24 protein-coding genes are annotated in these 24,445 nt (G+C 54.9%); 14 read left to right on the top strand and 10 right to left on the bottom strand.

Going from position 1 to position 24,445, the window contains the following annotated elements; all coding sequences use genetic code 11:
* Positions 1-244: 244 nt before the first annotated feature.
* On the bottom strand, positions 245-2,773 hold the full coding sequence (gene mrcB, locus B1H58_RS03145; protein WP_085067939.1) for a bifunctional glycosyl transferase/transpeptidase: 2,529 nt from the start codon (positions 2,771-2,773) through the stop codon (positions 245-247).
* Between the two features lie 80 nt (positions 2,774-2,853).
* On the bottom strand, positions 2,854-5,295 hold the full coding sequence (hrpB, locus tag B1H58_RS03150) for an ATP-dependent helicase HrpB (RefSeq protein ID WP_085067940.1): 2,442 nt from the start codon (positions 5,293-5,295) through the stop codon (positions 2,854-2,856).
* Between the two features lie 76 nt (positions 5,296-5,371).
* Here hrpB and thpR point away from each other — a divergent pair, with 76 nt between their 5' ends.
* From thpR to panD, 9 genes are all read left to right on the top strand, one after another.
* Positions 5,372-5,905: an RNA 2',3'-cyclic phosphodiesterase gene (gene thpR, locus B1H58_RS03155; RefSeq protein WP_085067941.1), complete on the top strand. Its 534-nt coding sequence runs from the start codon at positions 5,372-5,374 to the stop codon at positions 5,903-5,905.
* A complete protein-coding gene (gene sfsA / locus B1H58_RS03160; protein ID WP_085067942.1) occupies positions 5,902-6,606 on the top strand; it encodes a DNA/RNA nuclease SfsA in 705 nt (234 codons plus the stop codon). Before thpR ends, sfsA begins: the two co-directional genes overlap by 4 nt.
* 176 nt (positions 6,607-6,782) lie before the next feature.
* Positions 6,783-7,238: an RNA polymerase-binding protein DksA gene (dksA, locus tag B1H58_RS03165; protein WP_013507920.1), complete on the top strand. Its 456-nt coding sequence runs from the start codon at positions 6,783-6,785 to the stop codon at positions 7,236-7,238.
* A 65-nt stretch (positions 7,239-7,303) separates the two neighbouring features.
* Complete coding sequence (gene gluQRS, locus B1H58_RS03170) at positions 7,304-8,230, top strand: tRNA glutamyl-Q(34) synthetase GluQRS (RefSeq protein ID WP_085067943.1); 927 nt, start codon at positions 7,304-7,306, stop codon at positions 8,228-8,230.
* A 37-nt stretch (positions 8,231-8,267) separates the two neighbouring features.
* Positions 8,268-9,674, top strand: coding sequence for a polynucleotide adenylyltransferase PcnB (gene pcnB / locus B1H58_RS03175; RefSeq protein ID WP_085067944.1), 1,407 nt, complete (start codon positions 8,268-8,270; stop codon positions 9,672-9,674).
* Entirely contained in the window at positions 9,671-10,150 is a 480-nt protein-coding gene (gene folK, locus B1H58_RS03180) for a 2-amino-4-hydroxy-6-hydroxymethyldihydropteridine diphosphokinase (protein ID WP_085067945.1), read from the top strand. The genes pcnB and folK overlap by 4 nt, the downstream gene beginning before the upstream one ends.
* Before the next feature lie 106 nt (positions 10,151-10,256).
* Positions 10,257-11,051: a 3-methyl-2-oxobutanoate hydroxymethyltransferase gene (gene panB / locus B1H58_RS03185; RefSeq protein WP_085067946.1), complete on the top strand. Its 795-nt coding sequence runs from the start codon at positions 10,257-10,259 to the stop codon at positions 11,049-11,051.
* Positions 11,052-11,065: 14 nt separating this feature from the next.
* Positions 11,066-11,920: a pantoate--beta-alanine ligase gene (gene panC / locus B1H58_RS03190; protein WP_085067947.1), complete on the top strand. Its 855-nt coding sequence runs from the start codon at positions 11,066-11,068 to the stop codon at positions 11,918-11,920.
* A 69-nt stretch (positions 11,921-11,989) separates the two neighbouring features.
* Positions 11,990-12,370 carry an aspartate 1-decarboxylase gene (gene panD, locus B1H58_RS03195; RefSeq protein WP_085067948.1) on the top strand — a complete coding sequence of 127 codons (381 nt, stop codon included), beginning with the start codon at positions 11,990-11,992 and terminating at the stop codon, positions 12,368-12,370.
* 305 nt (positions 12,371-12,675) lie between these two features.
* Here panD and B1H58_RS03200 read toward each other — a convergent pair whose 3' ends face one another.
* From B1H58_RS03200 to B1H58_RS03220, 5 genes are all read right to left on the bottom strand, one after another.
* Complete coding sequence (locus B1H58_RS03200; RefSeq protein WP_418304136.1) at positions 12,676-13,263, bottom strand: DUF1349 domain-containing protein; 588 nt, start codon at positions 13,261-13,263, stop codon at positions 12,676-12,678.
* 5 nt (positions 13,264-13,268) lie between these two features.
* Positions 13,269-13,823: a sugar O-acetyltransferase gene (locus tag B1H58_RS03205; protein ID WP_085067950.1), complete on the bottom strand. Its 555-nt coding sequence runs from the start codon at positions 13,821-13,823 to the stop codon at positions 13,269-13,271.
* A gap of 42 nt (positions 13,824-13,865) precedes the next feature.
* The gene (locus B1H58_RS03210; RefSeq protein WP_085067951.1) at positions 13,866-14,408 is read right to left on the bottom strand and encodes a TetR/AcrR family transcriptional regulator; all 543 of its coding nucleotides are present in this window, start codon (positions 14,406-14,408) and stop codon (positions 13,866-13,868) included.
* A 178-nt stretch (positions 14,409-14,586) separates the two neighbouring features.
* A complete protein-coding gene (locus tag B1H58_RS03215; protein WP_085067952.1) occupies positions 14,587-15,357 on the bottom strand; it encodes an ABC transporter permease in 771 nt (256 codons plus the stop codon).
* Positions 15,354-16,280 (bottom strand): ABC transporter ATP-binding protein, encoded by a 927-nt coding sequence (locus B1H58_RS03220; protein ID WP_085067953.1) that lies wholly within the window; start codon positions 16,278-16,280, stop codon positions 15,354-15,356. The genes B1H58_RS03215 and B1H58_RS03220 overlap by 4 nt, the downstream gene beginning before the upstream one ends.
* 112 nt (positions 16,281-16,392) lie before the next feature.
* On the opposite strand from B1H58_RS03220, the gene can reads away from it, so the two are divergent.
* Positions 16,393-17,055, top strand: coding sequence for a carbonate dehydratase (can, locus tag B1H58_RS03225; RefSeq protein ID WP_208615334.1), 663 nt, complete (start codon positions 16,393-16,395; stop codon positions 17,053-17,055).
* 79 nt (positions 17,056-17,134) lie between these two features.
* On the opposite strand, the gene hpt is transcribed toward can, so the two are convergent.
* A complete protein-coding gene (hpt, locus tag B1H58_RS03230; RefSeq protein WP_085067955.1) occupies positions 17,135-17,671 on the bottom strand; it encodes a hypoxanthine phosphoribosyltransferase in 537 nt (178 codons plus the stop codon).
* Between the two features lie 248 nt (positions 17,672-17,919).
* Here hpt and B1H58_RS03235 point away from each other — a divergent pair, with 248 nt between their 5' ends.
* Entirely contained in the window at positions 17,920-19,203 is a 1,284-nt protein-coding gene (locus B1H58_RS03235; RefSeq protein WP_085067956.1) for a cystathionine gamma-synthase family protein, read from the top strand.
* A gap of 198 nt (positions 19,204-19,401) precedes the next feature.
* On the opposite strand, the gene cueO is transcribed toward B1H58_RS03235, so the two are convergent.
* On the bottom strand, positions 19,402-21,012 hold the full coding sequence (gene cueO / locus B1H58_RS03240; RefSeq protein WP_085067957.1) for a multicopper oxidase CueO: 1,611 nt from the start codon (positions 21,010-21,012) through the stop codon (positions 19,402-19,404).
* A 461-nt stretch (positions 21,013-21,473) separates the two neighbouring features.
* Here cueO and B1H58_RS03245 point away from each other — a divergent pair, with 461 nt between their 5' ends.
* The 3 genes from B1H58_RS03245 (at position 21,474) to speD (ending at position 23,625) form a co-directional block, all read left to right on the top strand.
* Positions 21,474-21,821, top strand: coding sequence for a YacC family pilotin-like protein (locus tag B1H58_RS03245; protein ID WP_085067958.1), 348 nt, complete (start codon positions 21,474-21,476; stop codon positions 21,819-21,821).
* Between the two features lie 107 nt (positions 21,822-21,928).
* Positions 21,929-22,801, top strand: coding sequence for a polyamine aminopropyltransferase (gene speE, locus B1H58_RS03250; RefSeq protein ID WP_085067959.1), 873 nt, complete (start codon positions 21,929-21,931; stop codon positions 22,799-22,801).
* A 14-nt stretch (positions 22,802-22,815) separates the two neighbouring features.
* Positions 22,816-23,625, top strand: coding sequence for an adenosylmethionine decarboxylase (speD, locus tag B1H58_RS03255; protein WP_085067960.1), 810 nt, complete (start codon positions 22,816-22,818; stop codon positions 23,623-23,625).
* Positions 23,626-23,666: 41 nt separating this feature from the next.
* Here speD and B1H58_RS03260 read toward each other — a convergent pair whose 3' ends face one another.
* Complete coding sequence (locus tag B1H58_RS03260) at positions 23,667-24,440, bottom strand: DeoR/GlpR family DNA-binding transcription regulator (RefSeq protein ID WP_085067961.1); 774 nt, start codon at positions 24,438-24,440, stop codon at positions 23,667-23,669.
* Positions 24,441-24,445 lie beyond the last annotated feature (5 nt).

Raw genomic sequence — 24,445 nt, forward strand, 5'->3', positions numbered from 1 at the left:
GAAAGCGTTATTGCCTGAAAAAAAAATAACACAGCAATTTCTCACAAAGCAATAAAAAACAAGCGTGCTCTTTGTTAAAAGCTAACAGAAAATTTCTTAGATGCGTTTAATGCTTTAAATAAAGCCTAATAACCTGTTTAATACAGGCCGTTTTAACTCATCAACCCCGTCAGAGCAGACAACGCCAAAAAAACGGGCGCTCCTTTCGGATGCGCCCGTTTTATTTATGGCCCAATAACGTGGATTAATTACTGCCAAACATGTCTTTTATCCAGCCGGCAACACCATCGCTATCCTGCTGTTGCGGTTGCTGCTGTTGCTGTTGCTGTTGCTGCTGCTGCTGCATCTGTTGTTGCTGTTGCTGCTGCTGCAACTGTTGCTGCTGCCATTGCTGTTGACAGAGCGCGGTGGCATCCGTGGTCCATACCGGAAGCGTACGCCAGCCGCTGCTGCCGGTATCACAGACAAAATTGCCGGCAGAATCTACGGCCATCGAAGCAATATCCTCCGGCGGCGTCAGCACCAGTGGCATCGGTGCCTGATTATCCAGATAGCGGCGATAGAGCTGCATCGCGCCAGACGAACCATAGAGCTTTGTCGGCTGGTTATTGTCGCGTCCTACCCAGGTAATCGCCACTTCTTTACCATCCACGCCAGCAAACCAGCTGTCGACCTGATTGTTAGTGGTACCGGTTTTCGCAGCCAGATGCGCGTCAGGATAGCGTGCGCCCAGCGTATGCGCAGTCCCTCGAGCCGCCACCTGTTGCATGGCATAAAGCGTCAGATAAGCCGCCTGCGCCGGTTCTACACGCTCCGCCTGTGGGAAGCTCTGATACAGCACGCTGCCATCTTCGGCAATCACTGAGCGCACGGCAGAGAGCGACGCACGGTTACCGCCGCTGGCGATCGACTGAAACGCCTGCGCGACTTCAATCGGCGTCAGGTTAAGCGCACCCAATAGCATTGCCGGTACCGGATGCAGCTGATCTTTTGGCAGCCCCAGTTTGATCCAGGTATTCATTACACTGTCCAGCCCCAGCGTCATTCCCAGATTGACCGTAGGAACGTTCATGGAATTGGTCAGCGCGTCTACCAGCATCACCTTACCGCTGAAGCGACGATTATCATTCTGCGGCTTCCATACCTGACCGTTGGGTTGTTTAAGCGCGATAGGTTCATCGGCGATCCAGGTATTCAGACGATAAGTATCCGGCTGTGACAGCGCGGTGAGATAGGTTGCCGGTTTCGCCAGCGAGCCAATAGAACGGCGCGCCTGCATGGCACGGTTATAGCCAGCAAACTGCGGATCGGCCCCGCCGACCATCGCCCGGACTTCGCCGCTAAAGCGGTCAACAATCACCATCGCGGTTTCCAGGTCTTTCAGGCCGCGCTGTTTTTTCAGCTCCGGGATGCCCTCTTCCACCGCTTTTTCCGCCGCATCCTGTGAAACCGGATCGAGCGTGGTGAAAATTTTCACGCCGGAGAGATCTTTTACCTTATCGCCCAGTTTCGCCTGCAGCTCACCGCGCACCATCTGCATAAAGGCTGGCTGTGGTGTAATAACCCCGCCTTTTGGCTGTACGCCAAGCGGTCGGGCGCTGAGCATGTCATACAGCTCCTGATCGATCACCTTCTGCTGCTGTAACAAACGCAGCACCAGATTGCGGCGCTCCAGCGACAGCTTCGGATTACGCCACGGGTTATACAAGGATGCGCCTTTAACCATACCAACCAGCAGCGCCTGCTGATCGAGGCTCAGCTCATCCACCGGACGGCCAAAATAGTAGAGACTGGCCAGCGGAAAACCCCGGATCTGATCGTTACCGGCCTGACCCAGATAGACCTCGTTCAGATAGAGTTCAAGGATGCGATCTTTGCTGTAGCGCGCATCCATAATCAGCGCCATGTAGGCTTCATTGGCTTTACGCCACAGGGAGCGCTTGTTGGTGAGGAACAGGTTTTTCACCAGTTGCTGCGTCAGCGTACTGCCGCCCTGCACCGCGCGCCCGGCGGTAATATTCGCCAGGAAGGCACGGCCAATTGAGTAAAGGCTAATGCCGTCGTGCTCATAGAAATGACGGTCTTCGGTTGCGATCAGCGTATCAACCAACAGATCGGGGAAACCGGCGCGCGGCACAAACAGGCGCTGCTCACCGTTAGGGGATTGCAGCATGGTAATCAGGCGCGGGTCGAGCCGGAAGAAACCAAAGTCACGTCCGCTATCAAGGTTTTTGATTTCGCTCAGGGTGCTGTTGCTGAACGTCAGACGTGCGCGGATCTGCCCTTCTTTACTGTCGGGGAAATCAAACGGACGGCGGATCATTTCGATGCTGTTCGCCTGCACGGTAAACTCACCGGGCCGCGTCATGCGCGTTACCTGGCGGTACTGTGTGCCTTCCAGCAGCGCAATCATCTCTTTTTTGTTGTAGGCCATGCCTGGCTCAAGGCTGACCATACGACCATACACCGCCGCCGGCAACTGCCAGACTTTGCCATCGATACGGCTGCGAATTTCTGAATCAAGGTAAACGCCATAGGCAGCCATCACTACCACAAAGACGATAAATAGCTTAATCAGCCATCCCAGCCATTTTCTTTTTTTGCTGCGCGGCGGCCGCCCTTTTCCTTTACGTGGCACCGGTCTTTCCTCCTGGTAATCATCATGCTCTTCGTCGTTATACTCTTCCCTGCGGCGCCCCGGTCCACCCGATTGACGTGGCGGTTTGGGCTGTTTCCCTTTGCGCCCGATAGGTTCGCGATCGTTCCCAGACATCTGTTTCGTTTCTCCAGGTAATGGCCGGCTACTCTGTTCTTACTACTTCGTTTCGAAAAGCAGAACCCTCTGAAAGATGGTTACTGCGGCGCCGCATATTTTTTGGTGCGACGCGTAGGCAACGCGCTGGCCGGATCGTCAGGCCAGGCATGTTTGGGATAGCGTCCTTTCATCTCTTTTTGCACCTCCAGATATGCGCCCTGCCAGAAAGCAGCAAGATCGCGGGTAATCTGCAATGGCCGCTGCGCGGGCGATAACAGCTCCAGCACCAGCGCCACGCGCCCTTCCGCAATCGTTGGATTTTGCGCCTCGCCAAACATTTCCTGCAGACGCACCGCCAGCGCAGGCGGCTTTTCACTATCATAGCGAATCGGCAGACGACTGCCGGTCGGCACAGTGTAATGAGTTGGTAACGCACTATCCAGCCGCTGGCGTTGTGACCATGTGAGCAAATGTAATAATGCGCCCGTCAGACTCACCTGACGCAAGCCTTTCATATCACGCACGTTGCTCATCTCCGGCAACAGCCAGCTTTCCAGCGTGGCGAGCAACGACTCATCATCCATCGCTGGCCACTTCTCTTCCGGCAGCCACTGCGCAGCGCATTGCAGCCGCAGCCGCACCTGGCTTGCTTCCGGCGTCCAGTTAAGCACTTCCAGCCCCTTTTCGCGGATCCAGCGCAGCATCGCCGGATGCAGTACCTCCGCATCCGGCTTCGCCAGCGGCTGCGATTTCAGCGCCAGCACGCCAATTTTATCGCGCTGCCAGGCGCGCAGCGTTCCTTTTGCTTCATCCCATTCGATATCGGTTTCGCTACGCACCAGGTCGGGGCAGTCGCGCTGAAGTTTCGTGATCTCTACCGGAAGCGCCAGCAGGATACGTGCTTCAGCCTGCGTATCGCCCTGAAGAAGCTGCGGCGCGATCAACCATTCATGCCGCGTCAGGCCATCCTCATGATCGAGCATTGCGCCTGGGCCGCCCGCCAGCTGATAGCGACCGCTTTCACCCCGTCGGCGTGCCAGACGATCGGGGAACGCCTGTGCCAGCAGCGTTGGTGCCAGCATCGCGTCCGGCTGTCCGCCCGCGCCATTCAATCGCTTTTGTAACTGACGAGCGCGCTGTTGCCAGCCCGCGTGCGGCGTAAACAGATGATCAAGAAGATTACGGCTACCCTGACGCGGCGGTTCTTCAAGGATAGCGGCCAGCCGGGCGGCCGTTGCCTGCGCATCCCGATCGCGGGCGGCGGTTAATAACGCCGCCAGCCGTGGTTCGCTGCCCAGCTTCGCCATTGCGCGTCCCCGTACCGTCAACTGACCGTTTTCACCAAGCGCGCCGAGCATCCTCAGCAGCTTTTGCGCCGCCAGCAGCGCCGACGCGGGCGGCGCATCAATCCAGTTCAGCTGGGCAGCGTCATGGCATCCCCACTGCAGTAAATCGAGCCACAATGCGCTTAAATCGCTTTGTAAGATTTCCGGCTCGCTCTGCGCCGCGGCGCGTTCCGCCTGCTCGCGTGCGATCAGATGTAAACAGATGCCGGGTGATAAACGACCGGCGCGTCCGGCGCGCTGCGTCATGGAAGCCTGACTGATACGCTGGGTTTGCAGGCGCGTAATGCCGCTGCGCGCATCGAAACGCGCCGTGCGTTCCAGCGCGCTATCCACCACCAGACGAATGCCGTCAATGGTTAAGCTGGTTTCGGCGATATTAGTCGCCAGTACCACCTTACGTTTTCCCTGCGGCGCTGGCAGGATCGCCCGCCGCTGCGCCGCCAGCGGCAGCGCGCCATATAACGGACACAGTTCAATATCGCTGCTGACGCGCTGCGCCAGCTGGTTTTTCACCCGCTCGATTTCTCCCACGCCGGGTAAAAACAGCAGCAGTGAACCGCTTTCTTCGCGCAGCAGCTGGGCCACCTCACGCGCGACAGCCTCATCAAAGGGCAGTTGCGTCGGCAGGCTGGCATAGCGCTGCTCTACCGGAAAACTGCGGCCTTCGGAAACAATCAGCGGCGCATCAGGCAGACGTGCGCTTAACCGCGCATTGTCCAGCGTAGCGGACATAATCAACAGGCGCAGATCGTCGCGCAGCCCCTGTTGAACATCGAGCAGCAGCGCCAGAGCCAGATCGGCCTGTAAACTGCGTTCATGAAACTCATCAAGGATAATCAGCCCAACGCCGTCCAGCATCGGATCCTGTTGCAGCATGCGCGTCAGAATGCCTTCGGTGACCACTTCCAGCCGGGTAGCAGGCCCAACGCGACTGTCGGCGCGCATGCGATAACCCACGGTTGCGCCGGGCTCTTCACCCAGTTGTTCCGCCAGACGCTGTGCGACATTACGCGCCGCCAGACGACGCGGCTCCAGCATAATAATGCGTCCGGCAATGTCGCCCTGCTGTAACAGCTGCAGCGGCAGCCAGGTGGATTTACCCGCGCCTGTCGGCGCAGCCAGCAACACCTGCGGCGCCTGTTTTAATGCCGCCAGCACCTTTGGCAGCACGGCGCTTACCGGTAATTCACTCAAACGAAACTCCGTCCAGCATTGGTCTTATGATGGTGCGCATTGTAGCATTCCTCTGTGTTGTTTACCGGAGAGTGTTATGAGCGCACGTCGTCTCTTTTTTGGCATCGGATTACCCAAACCGTTGCAACAGCAGCTGGTTCGCTGGCGCGCCGAACAGTTCCCCGAGGAGGCAGGGCGACCGGTGGTGGCCGCCAGCCTGCATATTACGCTGGCATTCCTTGGCGAGATCAGCGATGAAAAAGCGCAGGGGCTGCAACAGCTGGCTGGTCGCATTCGGCAGCCGCCTTTTACCCTACAGCTGGATGATGCCGGGCACTGGCCGCGTCCCGGCGTGGTCTGGCTCGGCTGTCGTCAGGCGCCGCGCGGCCTGCTGCAGCTGGCGGAGATGCTGCGCGCTCAGGCGGCGCGCAGCGGCTGTTATCAAAGCCCACAGCCGTTTCATCCGCATATCACCCTGCTGCGCAACGCGACGCGCCCGGTTGCCCTGCCGTCGCGTAATTTCCACTGGCAGTTTACGGTGGATCATTTTTCTTTATACCAGTCGGTTTTCGCCCAGGGGCGAACCCGCTATCGCGCGCTACAAAGTTGGCCGCTGCAGGAGTCCGTATGAATTTTGAACCTGCATTGCGCCCGGCGCGTCTGATAAGCCGCTATAAACGCTTTCTTGCGGATGTCGTCACGCCGGAAGGCGAGACATTAACGATACACTGCGCCAATACCGGCGCCATGACTGGCTGCGCAACGCCCGGCGATACCGTTTGGTACTCCACCTCCGCCAGCCTGACGCGTAAATATCCGCACAGCTGGGAACTAACGCAAACGCAAACGGGCCATATTATCTGCGTCAATACGCTGCGCGCTAATCAGCTGGTACGTGAAGCGCTGGCAACAGAGCAAATTGCGGAATTGTCTGGTTACCCGCAGTTGCGGGCTGAAGTCAAATATGGCGCAGAACGCAGCCGAATCGATTTTCTGCTGCAGGCGCACAATAAGCCGGAGTGCTATATTGAAGTGAAATCCGTAACACTGTTACAACAGGGTAAAGGATATTTTCCGGATGCGGTGACCGTGCGAGGCCAAAAGCACCTGCGTGAACTGGCCAGCATTGCCCAAAGGGGCGAGCGCGCGGTTATGTTATTTACTGTTTTGCACTCGGGGATTGAGGACGTAGCCCCCGCGCGTCATATTGACACACGTTATGCAGAACAACTGGCACAGGCACAGCAGAGTGGAGTGGAAGTCCTCTGTTATAAGGCGCAGTTATCACCAGCGGGCATGTGGCTGAATCAGCGGATAAACCTGGCGTTGTAATATTTAGTGCGATTTGTTGTGATAAAAAGTAGCGTTGCGCTAAATACGCTTTTCCTCACAGGCTTGTCAAGACATGTTCAGGAATAATTGCCAACCTTGACTGCTTCTGTTATTTATAGCGGCCTGTTTTTTTCCCCTCTGGGGATCGATAGTGCGTGTTATCCAGGAGAAACAACATGCAAGAAGGGCAAAACCGTAAAACATCGTCCCTGAGTATTCTCGCCATCGCTGGGGTGGAGCCGTACCAGGAGAAACCGGGCGAAGAGTATATGAACGAAGCCCAGCTGTCTCACTTCAGAAAAATTCTTGAAGCATGGCGTAATCAACTCAGGGATGAAGTCGATCGTACGGTATCTCATATGCAGGATGAAGCAGCTAACTTTCCTGATCCGGTCGACCGGGCCGCTCAGGAAGAAGAGTTCAGCCTCGAACTGCGCAACCGCGATCGCGAGCGTAAACTGATCAAAAAGATCGAGAAGACCCTGAAAAAGGTGGAAGACGACGATTTCGGCTACTGTGAATCCTGTGGCGTTGAAATTGGTATTCGTCGCCTTGAAGCGCGTCCGACCGCCGATCTTTGCATCGACTGTAAAACGCTGGCGGAAATCCGCGAAAAACAAATGGCTGGCTAACGGCACGTGAAAAGCGGTGGCGCGGGATATCTGTTCCGCGCCGCCGCTGTTACGTGAAAGCGGTTATGTCTACTCCCTGTACAGGACGTTTTGCTCCTTCCCCTTCTGGTGAACTTCACTTCGGCTCGCTTATTGCCGCGCTTGGCAGCTATCTGCACGCCCGTGCTCAGGGTGGCCGCTGGCTGGTACGCATCGAAGATATCGATCCGCCGCGTGAAGTGCCCGGTGCCGCCAACGCGATTCTGCATCAGCTGGAACATTACGGCCTGCACTGGGACGGTGAAGTGGTATGGCAATCGCAGCGACACCAGGCCTACCGCGATGCGCTGGAGTGGCTGCGTCAGCATCGTCAAAGTTATTACTGCACCTGTACCCGTAGCCGTATTCAGCAGATTGGCGGCTTTTACGATGGCCACTGCCGTGACCTGCATCTTGGCCCGCAGCAGGCGGCATTGCGGCTGCGCCAGCGGCAGCCGGTCAGGCAGTTTCATGATTTACTGCGCGGTGAAGTGCAGGTTGATGCCGCGCTGGCGGAAGAAGATTTTATTATTCATCGCCGTGACGGGCTGTTTGCCTATAACCTTGCGGTAGTGGTGGACGACCATTTTCAGGGCGTGACGGAAATCGTGCGCGGCGCTGATTTGATTTCACCAACGGTACGGCAGATTGCGCTCTGGCGTCAGCTGGGTTGGCAGGAGCCAGCTTACCTGCATCTGCCGCTGGTGCTTAATCATGATGGCAATAAGCTGTCAAAGCAGAACCATGCGCCTGCCCTGCCCAGCGGCGATCCCCGCCCGGTACTGGTCAGGGCGCTGCGCTTTCTGGGACAAGATACGCCGGAAAACTGGCAGGATATAACAACCACGCAGCTGTTAGCGCTGGCTGTTGCACAGTGGGATTTGGCAAAAGTGCCGCGCGATGACGCGCTGGCTGCCATTGAAACGACAACACCATTCTCAAATGGTTCGCAACAGGCTATGATTAGCCGCTGATTTTACCACCGAATTATCGTCATTATCGAGGTGTCCTATTTTTACCCGAGTAGCTAATTTTTGCCGTAAAGTTCTGAGTCGTGAAGAGACGGCACTGGCAGAGGTTGAGGAAGACGAACTGCAGATGACCGTCATCCCTCGAGAAAGTCACAACATCTCGCGCAAAGACATTAGCGAAAACGCCCTGAAAGTCCTTTATCGCCTGAATAAAGCGGGCTATGAGGCCTATCTGGTGGGCGGTGGTGTCCGTGACCTGCTGCTGGGTAAAGCGCCGAAAGATTTTGATGTGACCACCAACGCCACGCCGGAGCAGATGCGTAAGCTGTTCCGCAACTGCCGTCTGGTTGGTCGTCGCTTCCGTCTTGCACATGTGATGTTCGGCCCTGAAGTGATCGAAGTGGCTACATTCCGCGGTCATCATCAGGCTGAAGAAGACAGCAACGCACAGCGCGGCCAAAACGGTATGCTGCTGCGCGACAATATTTTCGGCACCATTGAAGATGACGCCCAGCGTCGCGACTTAACCATCAACAGCCTTTACTACAGCGTGGCTGACTTTAGCGTGCGTGATTACGTCGGCGGCCTGCAGGATTTACAGCAGGGCATTATCCGCCTGATTGGCGATCCTGAGACGCGCTATCGTGAAGATCCGGTCAGGATGCTGCGCGTAGTGCGCTTTGCCGCCAGGCTGGATATGACCATCGCGGAAACCACCGCAGAGCCGATACCGCGTCTTGCCACGCTGCTGAACGATATTCCTCCGGCGCGTTTGTTTGAAGAAGCGCTGAAGCTGCTGCAGGCGGGTTACGGTTACAAAACCTATCTGCTGCTGCGCGAATATCAGCTGTTCCAGCCGCTGTTCCCGATCCTGAGCCGTGGCTTTACCGAACACAGCGACAGCCAGATGGAGCAGATGCTGGCACAGGTATTGAAAAATACCGATACCCGTATTCATAACCAGATGCGCGTTAATCCCGCCTTCCTGTTTGCCGCGATGTTCTGGTATCCGCAGCTGGAAAATGCGCAGCGTATCGCGCAGGAAAGCGGCCTCGCCTATTATGATGCGTTTGCGCTGGCAATGAATGATGTGCTGGATGAAGCGTGCCGCTCGCTGGCGATCCCGAAACGCATTACCACGCTGGTGCGTGATATCTGGCAGCTACAGCTGCGGATGTCTCGTCGCCACGGCAAGCGTGCGATTAAGCTGATGGAGCATCCTAAGTTCCGTGCCGCTTACGATTTGCTGGCGCTGCGCGCTGAAGTGGAAAACAACGCTGAACTGCAGCGTCTGGCGAACTGGTGGGGTGAATTCCAGGCCGCCGCGCCGCCGCAGCAGAATCATATGCTGAAAAACCTCGGCGATGAGCCGGTCGCGCGTCGCCGTCAGCGTCGTCCTCGCAAGCGCCCTGCCGCCCCGCGCCGCGATAACAGCAGCAACGCATGACCCGCGTCTATCTCGCCTTAGGCAGTAATCTGGCCGATCCGCTGCATCAGGTGCGTAACGCACTTGATGCGCTGGATGCCATTCCGCAAACGCAGCGGGTAGCGGTCTCCTCTTTTTATCGCACCCCGCCCTACGGACCGCCCGATCAGCCGGACTATCTTAACGCTGCCGTGGCGCTTGATACGGCGCTGTCGCCGGAGACGCTGCTCGACCATACGCAGCGCATTGAGCTGGAACAAGGGCGGGAACGTAAAGCGGAACGCTGGGGTCCGCGCACGCTGGATCTCGATATTTTGCTGTTCGGCGATCGGGTGCTGCATACGCCGCGCCTGACGGTGCCGCATTATGATATGCATAATCGCGCTTTTATGCTGGTGCCGCTGCTGGAAATCGCGCCGCAGGCCCAACTGCCTGATGGCCGCCCGCTTGCTGCTGTCGCCGCCGGGCTTGACTGCAGCGCCATCCTGCCCTGGTAACAGGCACGCCCGTTTTACCCGGCGTGCCGCCGCGACGATAAGCCATTCCTCTGACCGCGTCGATGATTTACACTTCGCCAACCAGTAAGTTGACGTTGAGAAAGTCATGAAACCTACCACCATTTCGCACCTGCGCCAGTTAAAAGAGGCAGGCAAAAAATTCGCCTCCATTACCGCCTATGACTTCAGCTTTGCCCGACTCTTTGCCGATGAAGGCATGAAGGTGATGCTGGTCGGCGACTCGCTGGGGATGACGGTCATGGGGTATGAGTCTACCCTGCCGGTTACCGTTGAAGATATCGCCTGGCATACGGCTGCGGTACGCCGTGGCGCGCCGCACTGCCTGCTGCTCGCCGATCTGCCGTTTATGAGTTACGCCACGCCGCAGCAGGCCTGCGAAAATGCGGGCCAGCTGATGCGCGCCGGTGCCAATATGGTGAAGCTGGAAGGCGGCGCCTGGTTGACGGAAACCGTGCGTATGCTAACGGATCGCGCCGTACCGGTATGTGGTCATTTGGGCTTAACGCCGCAGTCGGTTAATATCTTTGGCGGTTATAAAGTGCAGGGCCGCGACAGCGAAGCTGCGGATCGGTTGCTTGCCGACGCGCAGGCGCTGGAGGCCGCAGGCGCCCAGCTGATGGTGCTGGAATGCGTTCCGGTGGCGCTGGCGCAGCGCGTCACCGAGGCGCTAACCATTCCGGTGATCGGCATCGGGGCGGGTAACGTCACCGACGGGCAGATCCTTGTAATGCATGACGCCTTTGGTATTACCGGCGGTCATATTCCCAAATTTGCTAAAAATTTCCTTGCCGAAACCGGTGATATTCGCGCTGCCGTGCGCCAGTATATTCAGGAAGTGGAAGAGGCAAGCTATCCCGCCGCTGAGCACAGTTTCCAGTGAACAGGAGAAAGTCCGTGTTGATTATCGAAACGTTGCCGATGCTACGCCGTGAAATCAGGCGCTGGCGTCAGGAAGGCAAACGCATTGCGCTGGTGCCGACCATGGGCAACCTGCATGAAGGCCATATGACGCTGGTGGATGAAGCCCGCGAGCGCGCCGACATTGTGGTGGTAAGTATTTTTGTTAACCCAATGCAGTTTGATCGCGCTGAAGATCTGGCACGCTATCCACGCACGCTGCAGGAAGATTGTGAAAAGCTGAACCGGGCCCGGGTTGATCTGGTGTTTGCTCCGGCTCCTGCCGATGTTTACCCCAAAGGGCTGGATACCCAGACCTTTGTCGAGGTGCCAGGCCTCTCCAGCCTGCTGGAAGGTGCCAGCCGCCCCGGCCATTTCCGTGGTGTTTCCACTATCGTGAGTAAGCTGTTTAATCTGGTGCAGCCGGATCTGGCCTGCTTCGGCGAAAAAGATTATCAACAGCTGGCGCTTATTCGTAAGATGGTGGCCGATATGGGCTACGACATTGATATTATCGGTGTGCCGACGGTACGTGCTAAAGATGGCCTGGCGCTCAGTTCACGCAACGGCTATCTGACCACCGAGGAGCGTAAACTGGCACCCGCGCTGAGCCAGGTAATGAAAACGATGGCGAGTAAGCTGGCCAACGGCGAGCGCCATGTCGAAGAGATTATCGAAAGCGCTGAAGCGGAGCTGCGTGATAAAGGATTAACGCCGGACGGCCTGGCGATTTGTGATGCTGAAACGCTGCTGCCACTTAATGTGGAAAGCAAGCGGGCCGTTATTTTGATGGCCGCATGGCTGGGCAAAGCCCGACTGATCGACAATCAGACGGTTGATCTGACCCAGTAGACAAGCGTCGGTAATCCATGAATACTGTCGCTCATCTTTTGATTTGTTGCAGAACAAGGTAACAGAGATATGGTACGTACCATGCTGCAAGGCAAGCTGCATCGGGTGAAGGTCACTCAGGCTGACTTGCATTACGAAGGTTCCTGCGCCATTGACCAGGATTTTCTCGACGCCTCTGGCATTCTTCAGTACGAGGCGATCGATATTTATAACGTAACCAACGGCCAGCGTTTCTCTACCTACGCAATTGCTGCGGAACGTGGTTCGAAAATTATTTCCGTTAACGGCGCGGCTGCCCGCTGCGCCTGCGAAGGCGATATTTTAATTATCTGTTCTTATGTACAGATGCCGGACGAAGACGCGCGCCAGTGGCAGCCCAAAGTGGCTTATTTCGAAGGTGATAACCAGATGAAGCGCCTGGCGAAAGCGGTGCCGGTGCAGGTTGCCTGATAAAAAAGAGCCAGCATTAGCTGGCTCTTTTATTCCCGGCTAATAAACGTCTCTTTTCCGGATTAATCCGTTCTACTTTTCGCCAGGGCAGCCCATTTATAACGGCTGCTTAAAAAGCTAATCGAATTTTACTGTAACAGCGTCAGAGGACGTTGAATAGAAGAAAGCAAATCCTCAATCGCCTGACGAACTGCAGGTGGAAAGAAATTTACTTTGCCTGGCTGGTTGTATGTTCAGTTAACACTAACCATGAGAGTATAAATACTGCTTAATAAATCACTATAGAAAATATATGATTTAAGGCCTTAGCTTAAATCGTGTAACGCTTTGCCGTTTGGCGGCGTCAGGCTTATTTCACTGAAATTAACGTTTAATCCAGCACGCTCCGGCGTACAGCACATCACGCCTACCTGATAACGCCGGGTTTTAACAATACGGCACAGCCGCAGCAGCGGCCAGATAAGGCCATCAGCAGAATATTGCAGCCGCAGACAGTCATCGCGCAGCGTTAAGCGCATCCAGAAATCACGCGCATCACCGTTGAACGAGCCGGTTGCCCAGTCAGAGCCGCCCTGCGTCAACACGCTGCCTATCGCCGCCTGGCCGTCGTTATATTCAATCCCCGCTTTTAACCAGTGCTGCTCATCAACCATAAACATAATACCTGCCTGATCGTAAAGCGTATGGAAATCGGCACGAATACGCGCCTGAAAAGTAAAATCCTCCTGTACCTCGCAGCCCCAAAAGTGGCCGCTGAAGCGGGTAAAACCGTACCAGGTCTCACGCCAGAAATCGGTTTGACCGTCGGTGACGACGGTTAGCTGATCGTTTTCATTGCGCCAGATGGCTGGCTCATTAATCCAGTGAAACTGCGGCATAACAAACCTCAGCATAGTGATTAAATTGTTTTTAATACCCGGCACGGATTTCCCGCCGCCACCACATTTTCCGGCACGCTTTTCGTTACCACGCTACCGGCGCCGATCACGCTGTTATCGCCAATCGTGACGCCTGGCAATATCTGTACGCCTGCGCCAATCCAGACGTTATTGCCGATAGTAACCGGGCGGGCATACTCCAGCCCCCGATTACGCTGCTCAACGTCCAGCGGATGACCGGCGGTATGAATGCCAACGCAGGGCGCGATAAAAACGTTGTCGCCGATAGTGACCTTCCCGCAGTCAAGGATCACCAGATTGACGTTGGCATAAAAGTTTTCACCGACTGCGATATTGCGCCCGTAGTCGCAGTAAAAAGGCTGTTCAATCAGGATCTGCTCGCCGGTTTTACCCAGCAGCGCCTTAAGTTGTTTCTCCCGCTGCACTAAATCACGTGGATCGGTGGTGTTGTAGATTTGCAGCCGGTACTTCACCTCGCCACGTTCGGCGATGAGCGCCGGATCGTAATTGGCATCGTAAAGCAGCCCCGCCAGCGCTTTTTCTGCTTCTGTCATATTCCCTCCATTAGTCCGGATTACAAAGCCAGAGAGCCTGAGCTACAGGCTGGCCAGCTGTCGGATGGCATTGGCCACCTGTTCAGGTACGACCGGCATTACTGAACGATGGATCATCATGCCCTCAATAAAAGCATCAATGGCGACCGCCGCCGTCGGCGAAAAATGGTGCTCCAGCGCGCTGCGGCTGCGCGTCATCCATTCCAGCATCACCGGTTTTAGCTGCGGATGACGGCTGGCGAAAGCGTACAGTTCATAGCTCAGTAACAGAGTGCGCGATGATGAAGTGGCATCGCCAAAAATAATGGTGACTACCGCGTCTATCGCCTCCTGCTGCGTTCGCGCACGGGTGATAAGCGCCGAGAATTGATCGGAGATATGCCGGGAAAGCTGGTTAAAAGCGGCAAAAAGCAGCGCATTCAGACTGCTGAAATAGTAACTCACCGCGCTAAGCGGCACGGCAGCTTCCGCCGCAACCTTACGATAGGTTGTCCCGGCAACGCCATATTTTACAATCACCTCCAGAGCCGCTTCGGCGATGCGTTCGCGTCGCTGCGGATCCTGACGCCAGCTTCTCTCTGTCATTTATGCCTCTCTGTTTTTGCAGCTGACAGCCTGACACAGGCAATGAAATTGTACAGATGTACTAATTGAAGATGTGAGAGCGATCGCAGCCTTTATGTGAGAACAGCAGAAACGCTGCACAGAGGAGAACGCAGGCAAAAAAAAACGCGCTCCGGGGAGCGCGTTCAGCAAGCGGGTATCAGGTGCGTAAGCCGCGCCCGCGCTGTATCAGCGTCCAGGCGAGAATATAAAACACCACGATAAAGGCGATCAGTACCGAGAGCGTAAACACCAGCGGAACGTCGTTAATACCCAAAAAGCCGTAACGGAAGCCGCTGATCATATAGACCACCGGGTTCAGCTTCGAAACCGCCTGCCAGAATGGCGGCAGCAGCGTCAGCGAATAAAACACCCCGCCCAGATAAGTCAGCGGCGTCAGAACAAAGGTCGGGATCAGACTAATGTCGTCAAAGGTACGGGCAAATACCGCGTTTAGCAGGCCCGCCAGAGAAAACATAATCGCCGTCAGCAGCAGCGTAACCGCCACCATCAGCCAGGAGTGCACGTGGAACGGCACAAAAAAGAGCGATACCGCCGTAACCAGGATCCCCACGCAGATACCGCGCGCCACGCCGCCGCCAACGTAACCGGCGATCACGATATGGGTCGGCACCGGTGCCACCAGCAACTCTTCAATGTTGCGCTGAAACTTGGCGCTAAAGAAGGAGGAAGCCACGTTAGCGTAGGCATTGGTGATCACCGCCATCATAATCAAGCCGGGCACGATAAACTGCATATAGCTAAAGCCGTGCATATCGCCAATGCGCGAGCCGATCAGATTACCGAAAATAATAAAATAGAGCGTCATGGTGATGACCGGCGGCACCAGTGTCTGGATCCAGATACGGGCAAAACGGTTAATCTCTTTGGCCCAGATGCTTTTCAGCGCAACCCAATATAAGTGCATCATGCGTGACCTCCCGTTTTCCCCTGCACCAGACTCACAAACAGCTCTTCCAGACGATTCGCCTTGTTACGCATGCTAAGCACCTGCACGCCCTGCGCGCTAAGCTGGCTGAAAACGCTGTTTAACCCCTGCTCGCGCATCACCTCAACTTCCAGCGTTGAGGTATCCAGCAGGCGGTACTGAAAGCCTTCCAGCTTCGGCAAGGCGCTTTTCGCCGCCAGATCGAGGATAAAGGTTTCCGATTTCAGCTTCGAAAGCAGCCCTTTCATTGAGGTGTTCTCAACCAGTTCACCGCTCTGAATGATGCCGATATTACGGCAGAGCATTTCTGCTTCTTCCAGATAGTGGGTGGTGAGGATAATGGTGGTGCCCTGCGCGTTTAGCTCTTTCAGGAATACCCACATTGAACGACGCAGCTCAATATCGACGCCAGCGGTCGGCTCATCAAGGATCAGCAGCTTGGGCTGATGCATCAGCGCACGCGCGATCATCAGGCGACGCTTCATGCCGCCGGAAAGCATACGCGCCCGCTCGTTGCGTTTGTTCCACAGGTCGAGCTGGGTCAAATATTTTTCTGCTCGCTGCTGCGCCTCGCGTCGTTCAACGCCGTAGTAACCCGCCTGGTTAACCACAATCTGAAAAACGGTTTCAAAAGGATTGAAGTTAAACTCCTGTGGCACCAGCCCCAGCTGACGCTTGGCGTTGACCACATCTTTTTCCAGGTCGTAACCGAAGACACGAACCCGACCGCCGCTTTTGTTAACCAGTGAACTGATGATGCCGATGGTGGTTGATTTACCGGCGCCGTTTGGCCCCAGCAACGCATAAAAGTCGCCCGCCTCAACCGACAAATCGATCCCTTTCAGCGCCTGTACGCCGCCGGGATAAGTTTTGGTGAGCTTTTCAAGTTCCAGTGCATACGTCATAGAAGCGTTATTTACCCTGTTTTGTTAACAATCGTTTTTACCGTTTAAAATTACCAAATGTTGTCCTATAGTACGGAAACGCATTTCTGCTTGTTACAGATCGATAACCATCATGAAAGATATTGATACACTAATCAGCAACAACCGCGAATGGTCCAAATTACTGGTTGAAGAAGATCCCGGCTTCTTTGAACGTCTTGCCCTGGCGCAAAAACCACGCTTTTTGTGGATTGGCTGTTCTGACAGCCGCGTTCCAGCCGAGCGCTTAACCGGCCTTGAGCCAGGTGAACTGTTTGTTCACCGTAACGTAGCCAACCTGGTGATCCATACCGACCTCAACTGCCTCTCCGTGGTGCAATATGCGGTAGAGGTACTGGAGGTGGAACATATCATCATTTGTGGACACTACGGATGCGGCGGCGTGCAGGCGGCGGTAGAAAACCCGGAATTGGGCCTGATCAACAACTGGCTGCTGCATATCCGCGATTTGTGGTACAAGCATAGCTCGTTCCTTGGCGAACTGCCGCCAGAGAAACGCTTTGATAAGCTTTGTGAAATCAACGTTATGGAGCAGGTTTATAACCTGGGCCATTCAACTATTCTGCAATCGGCATGGAAACGTGGGCAGAAAGTCACGATTCACGGCTGGGTTTACGGCATCCATGATGGCTGCCTTCGCGACCTGGAGGTCACCGCCACCAACCGCGAATTGCTTGAACAGCGTTACCATCAAGGTATTGCTAACCTGCTGAATCAACCTGAAAGCCATCGCTAATCAGGGGCAGCATAATAGCCTTTCCGGCAACCGCTATCTTTAATCGATTGTGCTGTCTCTGGCAGCACAATCGCCTGTATTACTCTTCCAGCATGACCACCTTGCCGATGTAAGGCAGATGACGATAGCGCTGCGCGTAGTCAATGCCGTAGCCGACCACAAATTCGTCAGGAATAGAGAAACCGATATATTCGACATTCACCGCTACTTCACGGCGCGAAGGCTTATCCAGCAGGGTACAGATGGCCAGTGACTTCGGCTCGCGCAGGCTGAGAATTTCCCGCACTTTGCTCAGTGTATTACCCGAATCGATAATATCCTCCACGATCAGCACATCTTTTCCACGGATGTCTTCGTCCAGATCTTTCAGGATTTTCACATCACGGCTGCTGGACATGCCGCTGCCGTAGCTGGATGCGGTCATAAAATCGACTTCATGTGGCACTTCAATAGTACGACACAGATCGGCCATAAACATAAAGGAGCCGCGCAGCAGGCCTACCAGCACCATATCGCTTCCGCTGTCACGGTAGTGCCCGGTAATTTGTTGACCCAGTTCGGCGATACGATTGCGAATATCCGCTTCGGAGATCATAACTTCAACGGTGTGTTTCATAGCTTCAGGCTTTGTCATCTGTCGAAAGCAGCGAAGTCTATCATATTTTGTCCGCCAAATACCCCAACGCAGCCAACCTTTGCCCCGGCGAGAAACAGACATACAGACTGCTAAACTTCTAAAAAGCGTTATTTAATTATGCTTTTGGTTTTAAAGTTAGAACGTTAAGTCATTTATCAGCCAATGAACGCCTGTGATAGCGTAAGCTCAATTTATGATGCCAGACGGCTTCATCGCCAGGAGAGAGTATGTGCGCTGCCCAGACTAAAAAAACCCATATCGGTAACCGCCCGCTACAGCCGGAAACGCAAATGCTGAACTACGGTTACGATCCTGCCTTATCAGAAGGCGCGGTTAAGCCGCCGGTGTTTTTAACCTCTACCTTTGTTTTCAAAAGCGCTGAGGATGGTCGCGACTTTTTCGATTATGTCTCAGGCCGACGCGAGCCGCCTGCAGGCCTGTCTGGCGGGCTGGTCTATTCCCGCTTTAATCATCCTAACAGCGAGATTGTCGAGGATCGGCTGGCGGTGTATGAGCGGGCTGAAAGCAGTGTGCTGTTCTCTTCGGGAATGTCAGCTATTTCTACTACCCTGCTCGCTTTTGTGCGGCCTGGCGACGTTATTCTGCATTCACAGCCGCTGTATGGCGGCACTGAAACCCTGCTGAGCAAAACTTTCCATCAGCTTGGCGTGGCGGCAGTAGGCTTCAGCGACGGTCTGGATGAGGAAAAAGTACAGGAGGCAGCCGACCGGGCAACGGCAATTGGCCGCGTGGCGGTTATTTTAATTGAAACGCCCACCAACCCCACCAACAGCCTGGTGGATATCGCCCTGATTCGCCGCGTGGCGGATAAGACTGGCGAACTGCAGGGAAGCCGCCCGATTATTGCCTGCGACAATACGCTGCTTGGCCCGCTGTTTCAGCGCCCGCTGGAGCATGGTGCGGATATTTCGCTCTATTCACTGACAAAATATGTTGGCGGACACTCCGATCTGATTGCCGGCGCGGCGATGGGCAGTAAAGCGCTGATGAATCAGGTTCGCGCCTTGCGCAGCGCCATTGGCACCCAGCTGGATCCGCACTCCAGCTGGATGCTGGGCCGCTCGCTGGAAACGCTGTCGCTGCGCATGGAAAAAGCGAACAGCAATGCCGAAGCGGTAGCACGTTTCTTACGCGATCATCCGAAGGTGGAAAAGCTGCACTATCTGAGTTTTCTGGATAGCGGCTCTGCGGCGGGTAAAACGTTTCAGGCGCAAAGCAGTGGCGCAGGCTCAACCTTTTCCTTTGATGTTCGTGGCGGTCAGCCCGCCGCTTTCCGTTTTCTTAACGCGCTACAGCTGTTTAAGCTGGCGGTAAGCCTCGGCGGTACCGAATCGCTTGCCAGCCATCCGGGCAGCACCACCCATTCCGGCGTGCCTGCTGAAGTACGGCAGCGGATTGGTATTGGCGAAGCGACCATTCGCTTGTCGATTGGCATTGAGAACAGCGACGATTTGATTGAGGATTTACGGCTGGCGCTGGAGCAGGCATAAGCCCGCAGTATGATGAGAAAAGTTAAAGGGCTGCCTGCAAAAGGCGGCCCTTTTATAAAAGGCTGGTTTTTAAAAGCACGATGAATAAAGAGTTATGGGTAACAACATAGACAGCAACTGGCTAACTAATCCAAAAAAATTAAACCATTAACGCCCGATCGCGTTCACCATAATCGGGCATTGGCAAAAGATATGTGGTTATTCGACAGTAAAGCCCAGCATCATGCCGGTATCTTCATGTTCCAGCAGATGGCAGTGCGCCATATACGCCTGTTGAGCGCTGGCCTTATGGTTAAAGCGCACCAGCACCTCGCTACGCCAGCCCTCCACATGCACCGTATCTTTCCATCCCTGACGATGCGGCGCAGGCGGCTTGCCGTTTTCGGAAAGAATGCGAAACTGCGTGCCGTGGATATGGAAAGGATGCAGCATCGCATCGCCTTCGCCGGAAATGGTCCACTTCTCCAGCTGGCCCTGCTTCACGGCAAACATTGGCTTGTTCATATCAAAGGCCTGGCCGTTGATCTTATTACCATTATGGAAGTCATAGCCGGAAGCGGCCTGCTGTGGCATATCCGCCATCGCATGACCGTGGCCCTGATGCGTCATTGCCTGATGATCGTGACCGGCTGAATCCATATCGTGTGCCGTAGAATGTACTGCCCTCTCATGGCCCGCCAACGCCTGCTTGCCGTAACGCTGTTGCAGCGCCTGCATCCCCAGCCGATCCAGCTGAGGATCCATCATCAGCTGTAACCAACGGCCAGGCAGATTATCGCTGGCAGGCAGCGGTGGCAGATTAGCCAACGTATCCGGCAGCGAGCCGCTGGCCATTACCCGCAACGGCAAAATATGCAGCAGCGGCAGCGGCGCATCAAACGGTGCCAGCGTCATTCCCATCTGGTTAACCGGCAGCGTTACCAAATCAAAGGCTTTGCCATCGCTGGTATCTACCAGCACTTCAAACCGCTCGCCCGGCAGCAGCATCAGCGTCTCTGCCTGCACCGGCTCTGCCAGCAGGCCACCATCGCTGGCGATAACGTACAGCGCGCGCTTGTCGCTGGTCGCCAGGTTAAGCGTGCGAGCGTTACAACCGTTCAGCAGACGCAGACGCAGCCAGCCACGCGGCACCGCCTGCTGCGGATAAGGCACGCCGTTGGTCAGCATCAGATTGCCAAACCAGCCCACTGCGGCGCGCATAACGTCCAGCTGATAATCAATGCCGGTACCCTCTGCCGTTAGCTGCTTGTCCTGTAAAATCAGTGGGATGTCATCTACGCCCCACTGCTTCGGCAGCAGCAGCTTTTCTGATTCCTCATCACGCAGCACTACCAGCCCGGCCAGTCCCTGCGCCACCTGATAGCCGGTCTTTCCGTGCTGATGCGGATGAAACCAGCAGGTTGCCGCCGGCTGGTCGGGCGTAATGGAAACCGTGCGCTGACTGCCGGGCGCGATCATGGCCTGCGGGCCGCCATCCACATCCCCCGGCACCTCCAGCCCGTGCCAGTGTACCGTGGTCGCCTGCGGCAGGCGGTTTTCCATCAGCACTTTCAGCGTTTTACCACGCGTCATCTCAATCGCCGGACCCAGCAGCGCGCCGTTATAGCCCCAGGTATTGACCGCTTTGCCGTTCCAGTGGCTGGTGCCGGACTGAGCAATCAGGCGCACCGCACCGTGAATATCGGGCTTCAGCAGATCGGGTATCGGTAGCGTCGGGCGGCCAACGGCCAGCGCACGGCCTTGCCAGAAAGGAAACAGGCCTGCGGCGCTCAGCGCTGCGGTCAGTTTAAGAAAATCTCGGCGTTGCATGATGGCGTCCTTTATCATATTGAGGGCGTTATCCTAAACCTTGCCCTAACGGCAAAGTCAAGCGAACAAGCAAATGAACCTAAGATAGCTAAATCAATAGGGTTATGGCTGGTTTAATACGCATATCAGGCTTCATCTTTGAAAGGGGCTGATTTATTACTCCTTTAACATCGGGTGGCATCAGAGGAAGGGTTCCTGTGCGGCCTGCATCATAAAAGTAATCGGCTTCAATTCGACCGGCTTTTGTTCATCTCTTCTGCCTGCAGACTCTGAGACTTCCCGCAAAGTGAAGTGATGGCGATCAGACATGGTTCAATTAATATATTTCTGACATGAAGAAATAGCGCTTGCCAGACTGAATTGGCGATTTTTAGCACAAACGGCAACAAAGCGTAAAAATGGCCTGAAGACGGTTCATAACTGTGCTAACGTCAGATGATTGCAATTTTTAGAGAATGATTATGACGAAGGGCATCAAAGTCCTGTTGCTGTCGGGGCTTCTTGGCTTCTCATCCACCAGCTTTGCGCTTAGCGAATCAGAAGCGGAAGATCTGGCCGATCTGACCGCGGTATTTGTTTATCTAAAAAATGATTGCGGCTATCAGGATCTGCCCGATGCGCAAATCCGCAAGGCGTTGGTTTTCTTTGCCCAGCAGAACCGTTGGGACCTTACCAACTATGGCAGCTACAACATGAAATTACTGGGAGAAGAGAGCTATCGCGATCTGAGCGGGATTGCTGTCTCTAACGATAAGAAATGTAAGGCGTTAGCACGCGACTCGCTCAGCCTGCTGGCTTACGTTAAGTAATTTGCTGCTCTGTGCTCTCCTGCTGCTAATTTGACCGTGCAACCCTATGCAGAGTTAGCTATGATGTGCCGCCCAATTTTCATGGCTATTCTGAGGAGAGCCCCACCATGGCCCAAAATGAAATTTGGTATGAAACGCTTCATGCCGGCTTTGGTCAATATTTCACGGTAGACAAGGTTCTCTATCGTGAAAAGACCGGGCACCAGGATCTGATCATCTTCGAAAATGCGGCTTTCGGTCGCGTCATGGCGCTGGATGGCGTGGTGCAAACCACCGAGCGCGATGAATTCATCTATCACGAAATGTTAACGCACGTTCCGCTGCTGGCCCACGGCAACGCCAAAAAGGTGTTGATTATCGGCGGCGGTGATGGCGGTATGCTGCGTGAAGTCAGTCGCCACGCCGGGCTGGAACAGATTACGATGGTGGAAATCGACGCGGGTGTGGTCGAGTTTTGCCGCCAGTATCTGCCCAACCATAGCGCTGGCGCTTATGACGATCCGCGCTTCCGTCTGGTGATCGACGATGGGGTGAACTTCGTGACGCAAACCAGCGAAAAGTTCGATGTGATCATCTCAGACTGTACCGATCCGGTCGGTCCGGGCGAAAGCCTGTTTACCTCTGAGTTTTATCAGGGTTGTAAACGTTGCCTTAATGAAAATGGCATCTTTGTCGCGCAGAATGGCGTTAGCTTTCTGCAACAGGATGAAGCCGTGACCAGCCATCGCAAACTGGGCCACTACTTCAGCGATGTCAGTTTTTATCAGGCGGCGATCCCAACCTATTACGGCGGCATTATGACCTTTGCCTGGGCGAGCGATAACCCGGCACAGCGTCAGCTTGATACCGCCACGCTGCAGGCGCGCTTTGCGTCAGCAGGCCTGAACTGCCGTTACTATAATCCGGCAATCCATACGGGCAGTTTTGCTCTGCCGCAATATCTGTTGAATGCACTGTCGGCACCGACCGGGCATTTATAAGGAGGTGAACTAAATTGCAAAAGCTGAAACTACATGGCTTCAACAACCTGACGAAAAGCCTGAGTTTTTGTATCTACGACATTTGCTATGCGAACAGTGAGGCCGAACGCGATGGCTATATTGCTTATATTGATGAGCAGTACAACGCTAACCGCCTGACTGAAATCCTGACCGAAACCTGCTCGATTATCGGCGCTAACGTACTGAATATCGCGCGTCAGGATTATGAACCGCAAGGTGCCAGCGTCACCATTCTGGTTAGCGAAGAGCCGATCGATCCGAAAGATATTGATAATTCGGAGCATCCCGGCCCGCTGCCTGGTTCGGTAGTCGCGCACCTGGATAAAAGTCATATTTGCGTTCACACCTATCCGGAGAGCCATCCTGAAGGCGGATTATGTACGTTCCGTGCTGATATTGAAGTCTCTACCTGCGGCGTTATTTCCCCGCTGAAGGCGCTGAATTACCTTATCCATCAGCTGGAGTCGGACATCGTTACCGTTGATTATCGCGTACGCGGTTTTACCCGTGACGTTAACGGCGTGAAGCACTTTATCGATCATGAGATCAACTCTATACAGAACTTTATGTCAGATGATATGAAGGCGATGTATGATATGGTCGATGTGAATGTTTATCAGGAAAACATCTTTCACACCAAGATGTTGCTGAAAGAATTCGATCTCAAACATTACCTGTTCAACACCAGACCGGAAGACCTGAGTCCGCAGGAACACAAGCGGATTACCGATCTGTTGTGGAAGGAAATGCGTGAGATCTACTATGGCCGTAATATTCCCTCTCTCGGCCTGAAAACGCAGTAAAGCCCCTGCTTTACCGGGGCGGATCTTCCGCCCCGTTTCGTTTACTTCGCCTGCGTATCCACCAGCGTTAAGGCAAAATCTTCTGCGTTAAGCTGCGCCTGCGTCTCTTCACTTAGCCTGCCATCGGTAATGACCTCCGTCAGCGCCTGTAACGGCGTTACGCAAAACAGTGACCAGGAACCATATTTACTGCTGTCCGCCAGCAATATCCGCTGACGCGCATTAAGCAGCAGATCCTGCTTCAGCCCGGCCTTATCCTCCGTAGGCGTGGTAATGCCTTTCTCCAGGCTCCAGGAGTTGCAGCTGACAAAAGCAATATCGGGATGAAGTGTGCGCAACAGGCGGCGTCCGTGTTCACCGATGCATGACTGACTGGAATCATCAATGCGCCCGCCGATAATCGTCACTTCTATTTGCCGGAATCCCGAAAGAAACAGCGCAATATGCAGATCGGCGGTAATGACCCGCAGCGGCAGGTGCGTGAGCTGCCGCGCCAGCTCCAGCATAGTGGTGCCCGCATCCAGCACCACCGCATCGCCCGCTTTTACGCGCGCGGCGGCGGCGCGTGCAATCGCCTGTTTCTCTGCCAGATTGCGCTGGCTTTTCTCTGACGTGGTGGGCTGCTCAGGAATAAAACGGTTTAACGTCACGCCGCCGTGCGTCCTGCTAATAACACCCTCCCGATCCAGCTTAATCAGATCGCGGCGGATAGTGGCGGGCGAGGCGGAAATGGCCGTTACCAGTTGATCAACGGTAACCAGATTATGTCCTTTCAGATAATCCATAATCTGGTCGAGGCGACTTTGTCCTTTCATCTTTC

The organism is Pantoea alhagi, from assembly GCF_002101395.1.
In the GTDB taxonomy this organism is placed as follows: domain Bacteria; phylum Pseudomonadota; class Gammaproteobacteria; order Enterobacterales; family Enterobacteriaceae; genus Mixta; species Mixta alhagi.

Coding starts and splice junctions, on each gene's coding strand:
- B1H58_RS03245 (WP_085067958.1), top strand. CDS start 21,474: ATGACGAAGGGCATCAAAGTCCTGTTGCTGTCGGGGCTTCTTGGCTTC.
- B1H58_RS03215 (WP_085067952.1), bottom strand. CDS start 15,357: ATGATGCACTTATATTGGGTTGCGCTGAAAAGCATCTGGGCCAAAGAG.
- B1H58_RS03210 (WP_085067951.1), bottom strand. CDS start 14,408: ATGACAGAGAGAAGCTGGCGTCAGGATCCGCAGCGACGCGAACGCATC.
- B1H58_RS03205 (WP_085067950.1), bottom strand. CDS start 13,823: ATGACAGAAGCAGAAAAAGCGCTGGCGGGGCTGCTTTACGATGCCAAT.
- B1H58_RS03220 (WP_085067953.1), bottom strand. CDS start 16,280: ATGACGTATGCACTGGAACTTGAAAAGCTCACCAAAACTTATCCCGGC.
- thpR (WP_085067941.1), top strand. CDS start 5,372: ATGAGCGCACGTCGTCTCTTTTTTGGCATCGGATTACCCAAACCGTTG.
- folK (WP_085067945.1), top strand. CDS start 9,671: ATGACCCGCGTCTATCTCGCCTTAGGCAGTAATCTGGCCGATCCGCTG.
- gluQRS (WP_085067943.1), top strand. CDS start 7,304: ATGTCTACTCCCTGTACAGGACGTTTTGCTCCTTCCCCTTCTGGTGAA.
- dksA (WP_013507920.1), top strand. CDS start 6,783: ATGCAAGAAGGGCAAAACCGTAAAACATCGTCCCTGAGTATTCTCGCC.
- sfsA (WP_085067942.1), top strand. CDS start 5,902: ATGAATTTTGAACCTGCATTGCGCCCGGCGCGTCTGATAAGCCGCTAT.
- B1H58_RS03235 (WP_085067956.1), top strand. CDS start 17,920: ATGTGCGCTGCCCAGACTAAAAAAACCCATATCGGTAACCGCCCGCTA.
- panD (WP_085067948.1), top strand. CDS start 11,990: ATGGTACGTACCATGCTGCAAGGCAAGCTGCATCGGGTGAAGGTCACT.
- B1H58_RS03200 (WP_418304136.1), bottom strand. CDS start 13,263: ATGCTGAGGTTTGTTATGCCGCAGTTTCACTGGATTAATGAGCCAGCC.
- panB (WP_085067946.1), top strand. CDS start 10,257: ATGAAACCTACCACCATTTCGCACCTGCGCCAGTTAAAAGAGGCAGGC.
- hpt (WP_085067955.1), bottom strand. CDS start 17,671: ATGAAACACACCGTTGAAGTTATGATCTCCGAAGCGGATATTCGCAAT.
- speE (WP_085067959.1), top strand. CDS start 21,929: ATGGCCCAAAATGAAATTTGGTATGAAACGCTTCATGCCGGCTTTGGT.
- cueO (WP_085067957.1), bottom strand. CDS start 21,012: ATGCAACGCCGAGATTTTCTTAAACTGACCGCAGCGCTGAGCGCCGCA.
- mrcB (WP_085067939.1), bottom strand. CDS start 2,773: ATGTCTGGGAACGATCGCGAACCTATCGGGCGCAAAGGGAAACAGCCC.
- B1H58_RS03260 (WP_085067961.1), bottom strand. CDS start 24,440: ATGAAAGGACAAAGTCGCCTCGACCAGATTATGGATTATCTGAAAGGA.
- can (WP_208615334.1), top strand. CDS start 16,393: ATGAAAGATATTGATACACTAATCAGCAACAACCGCGAATGGTCCAAA.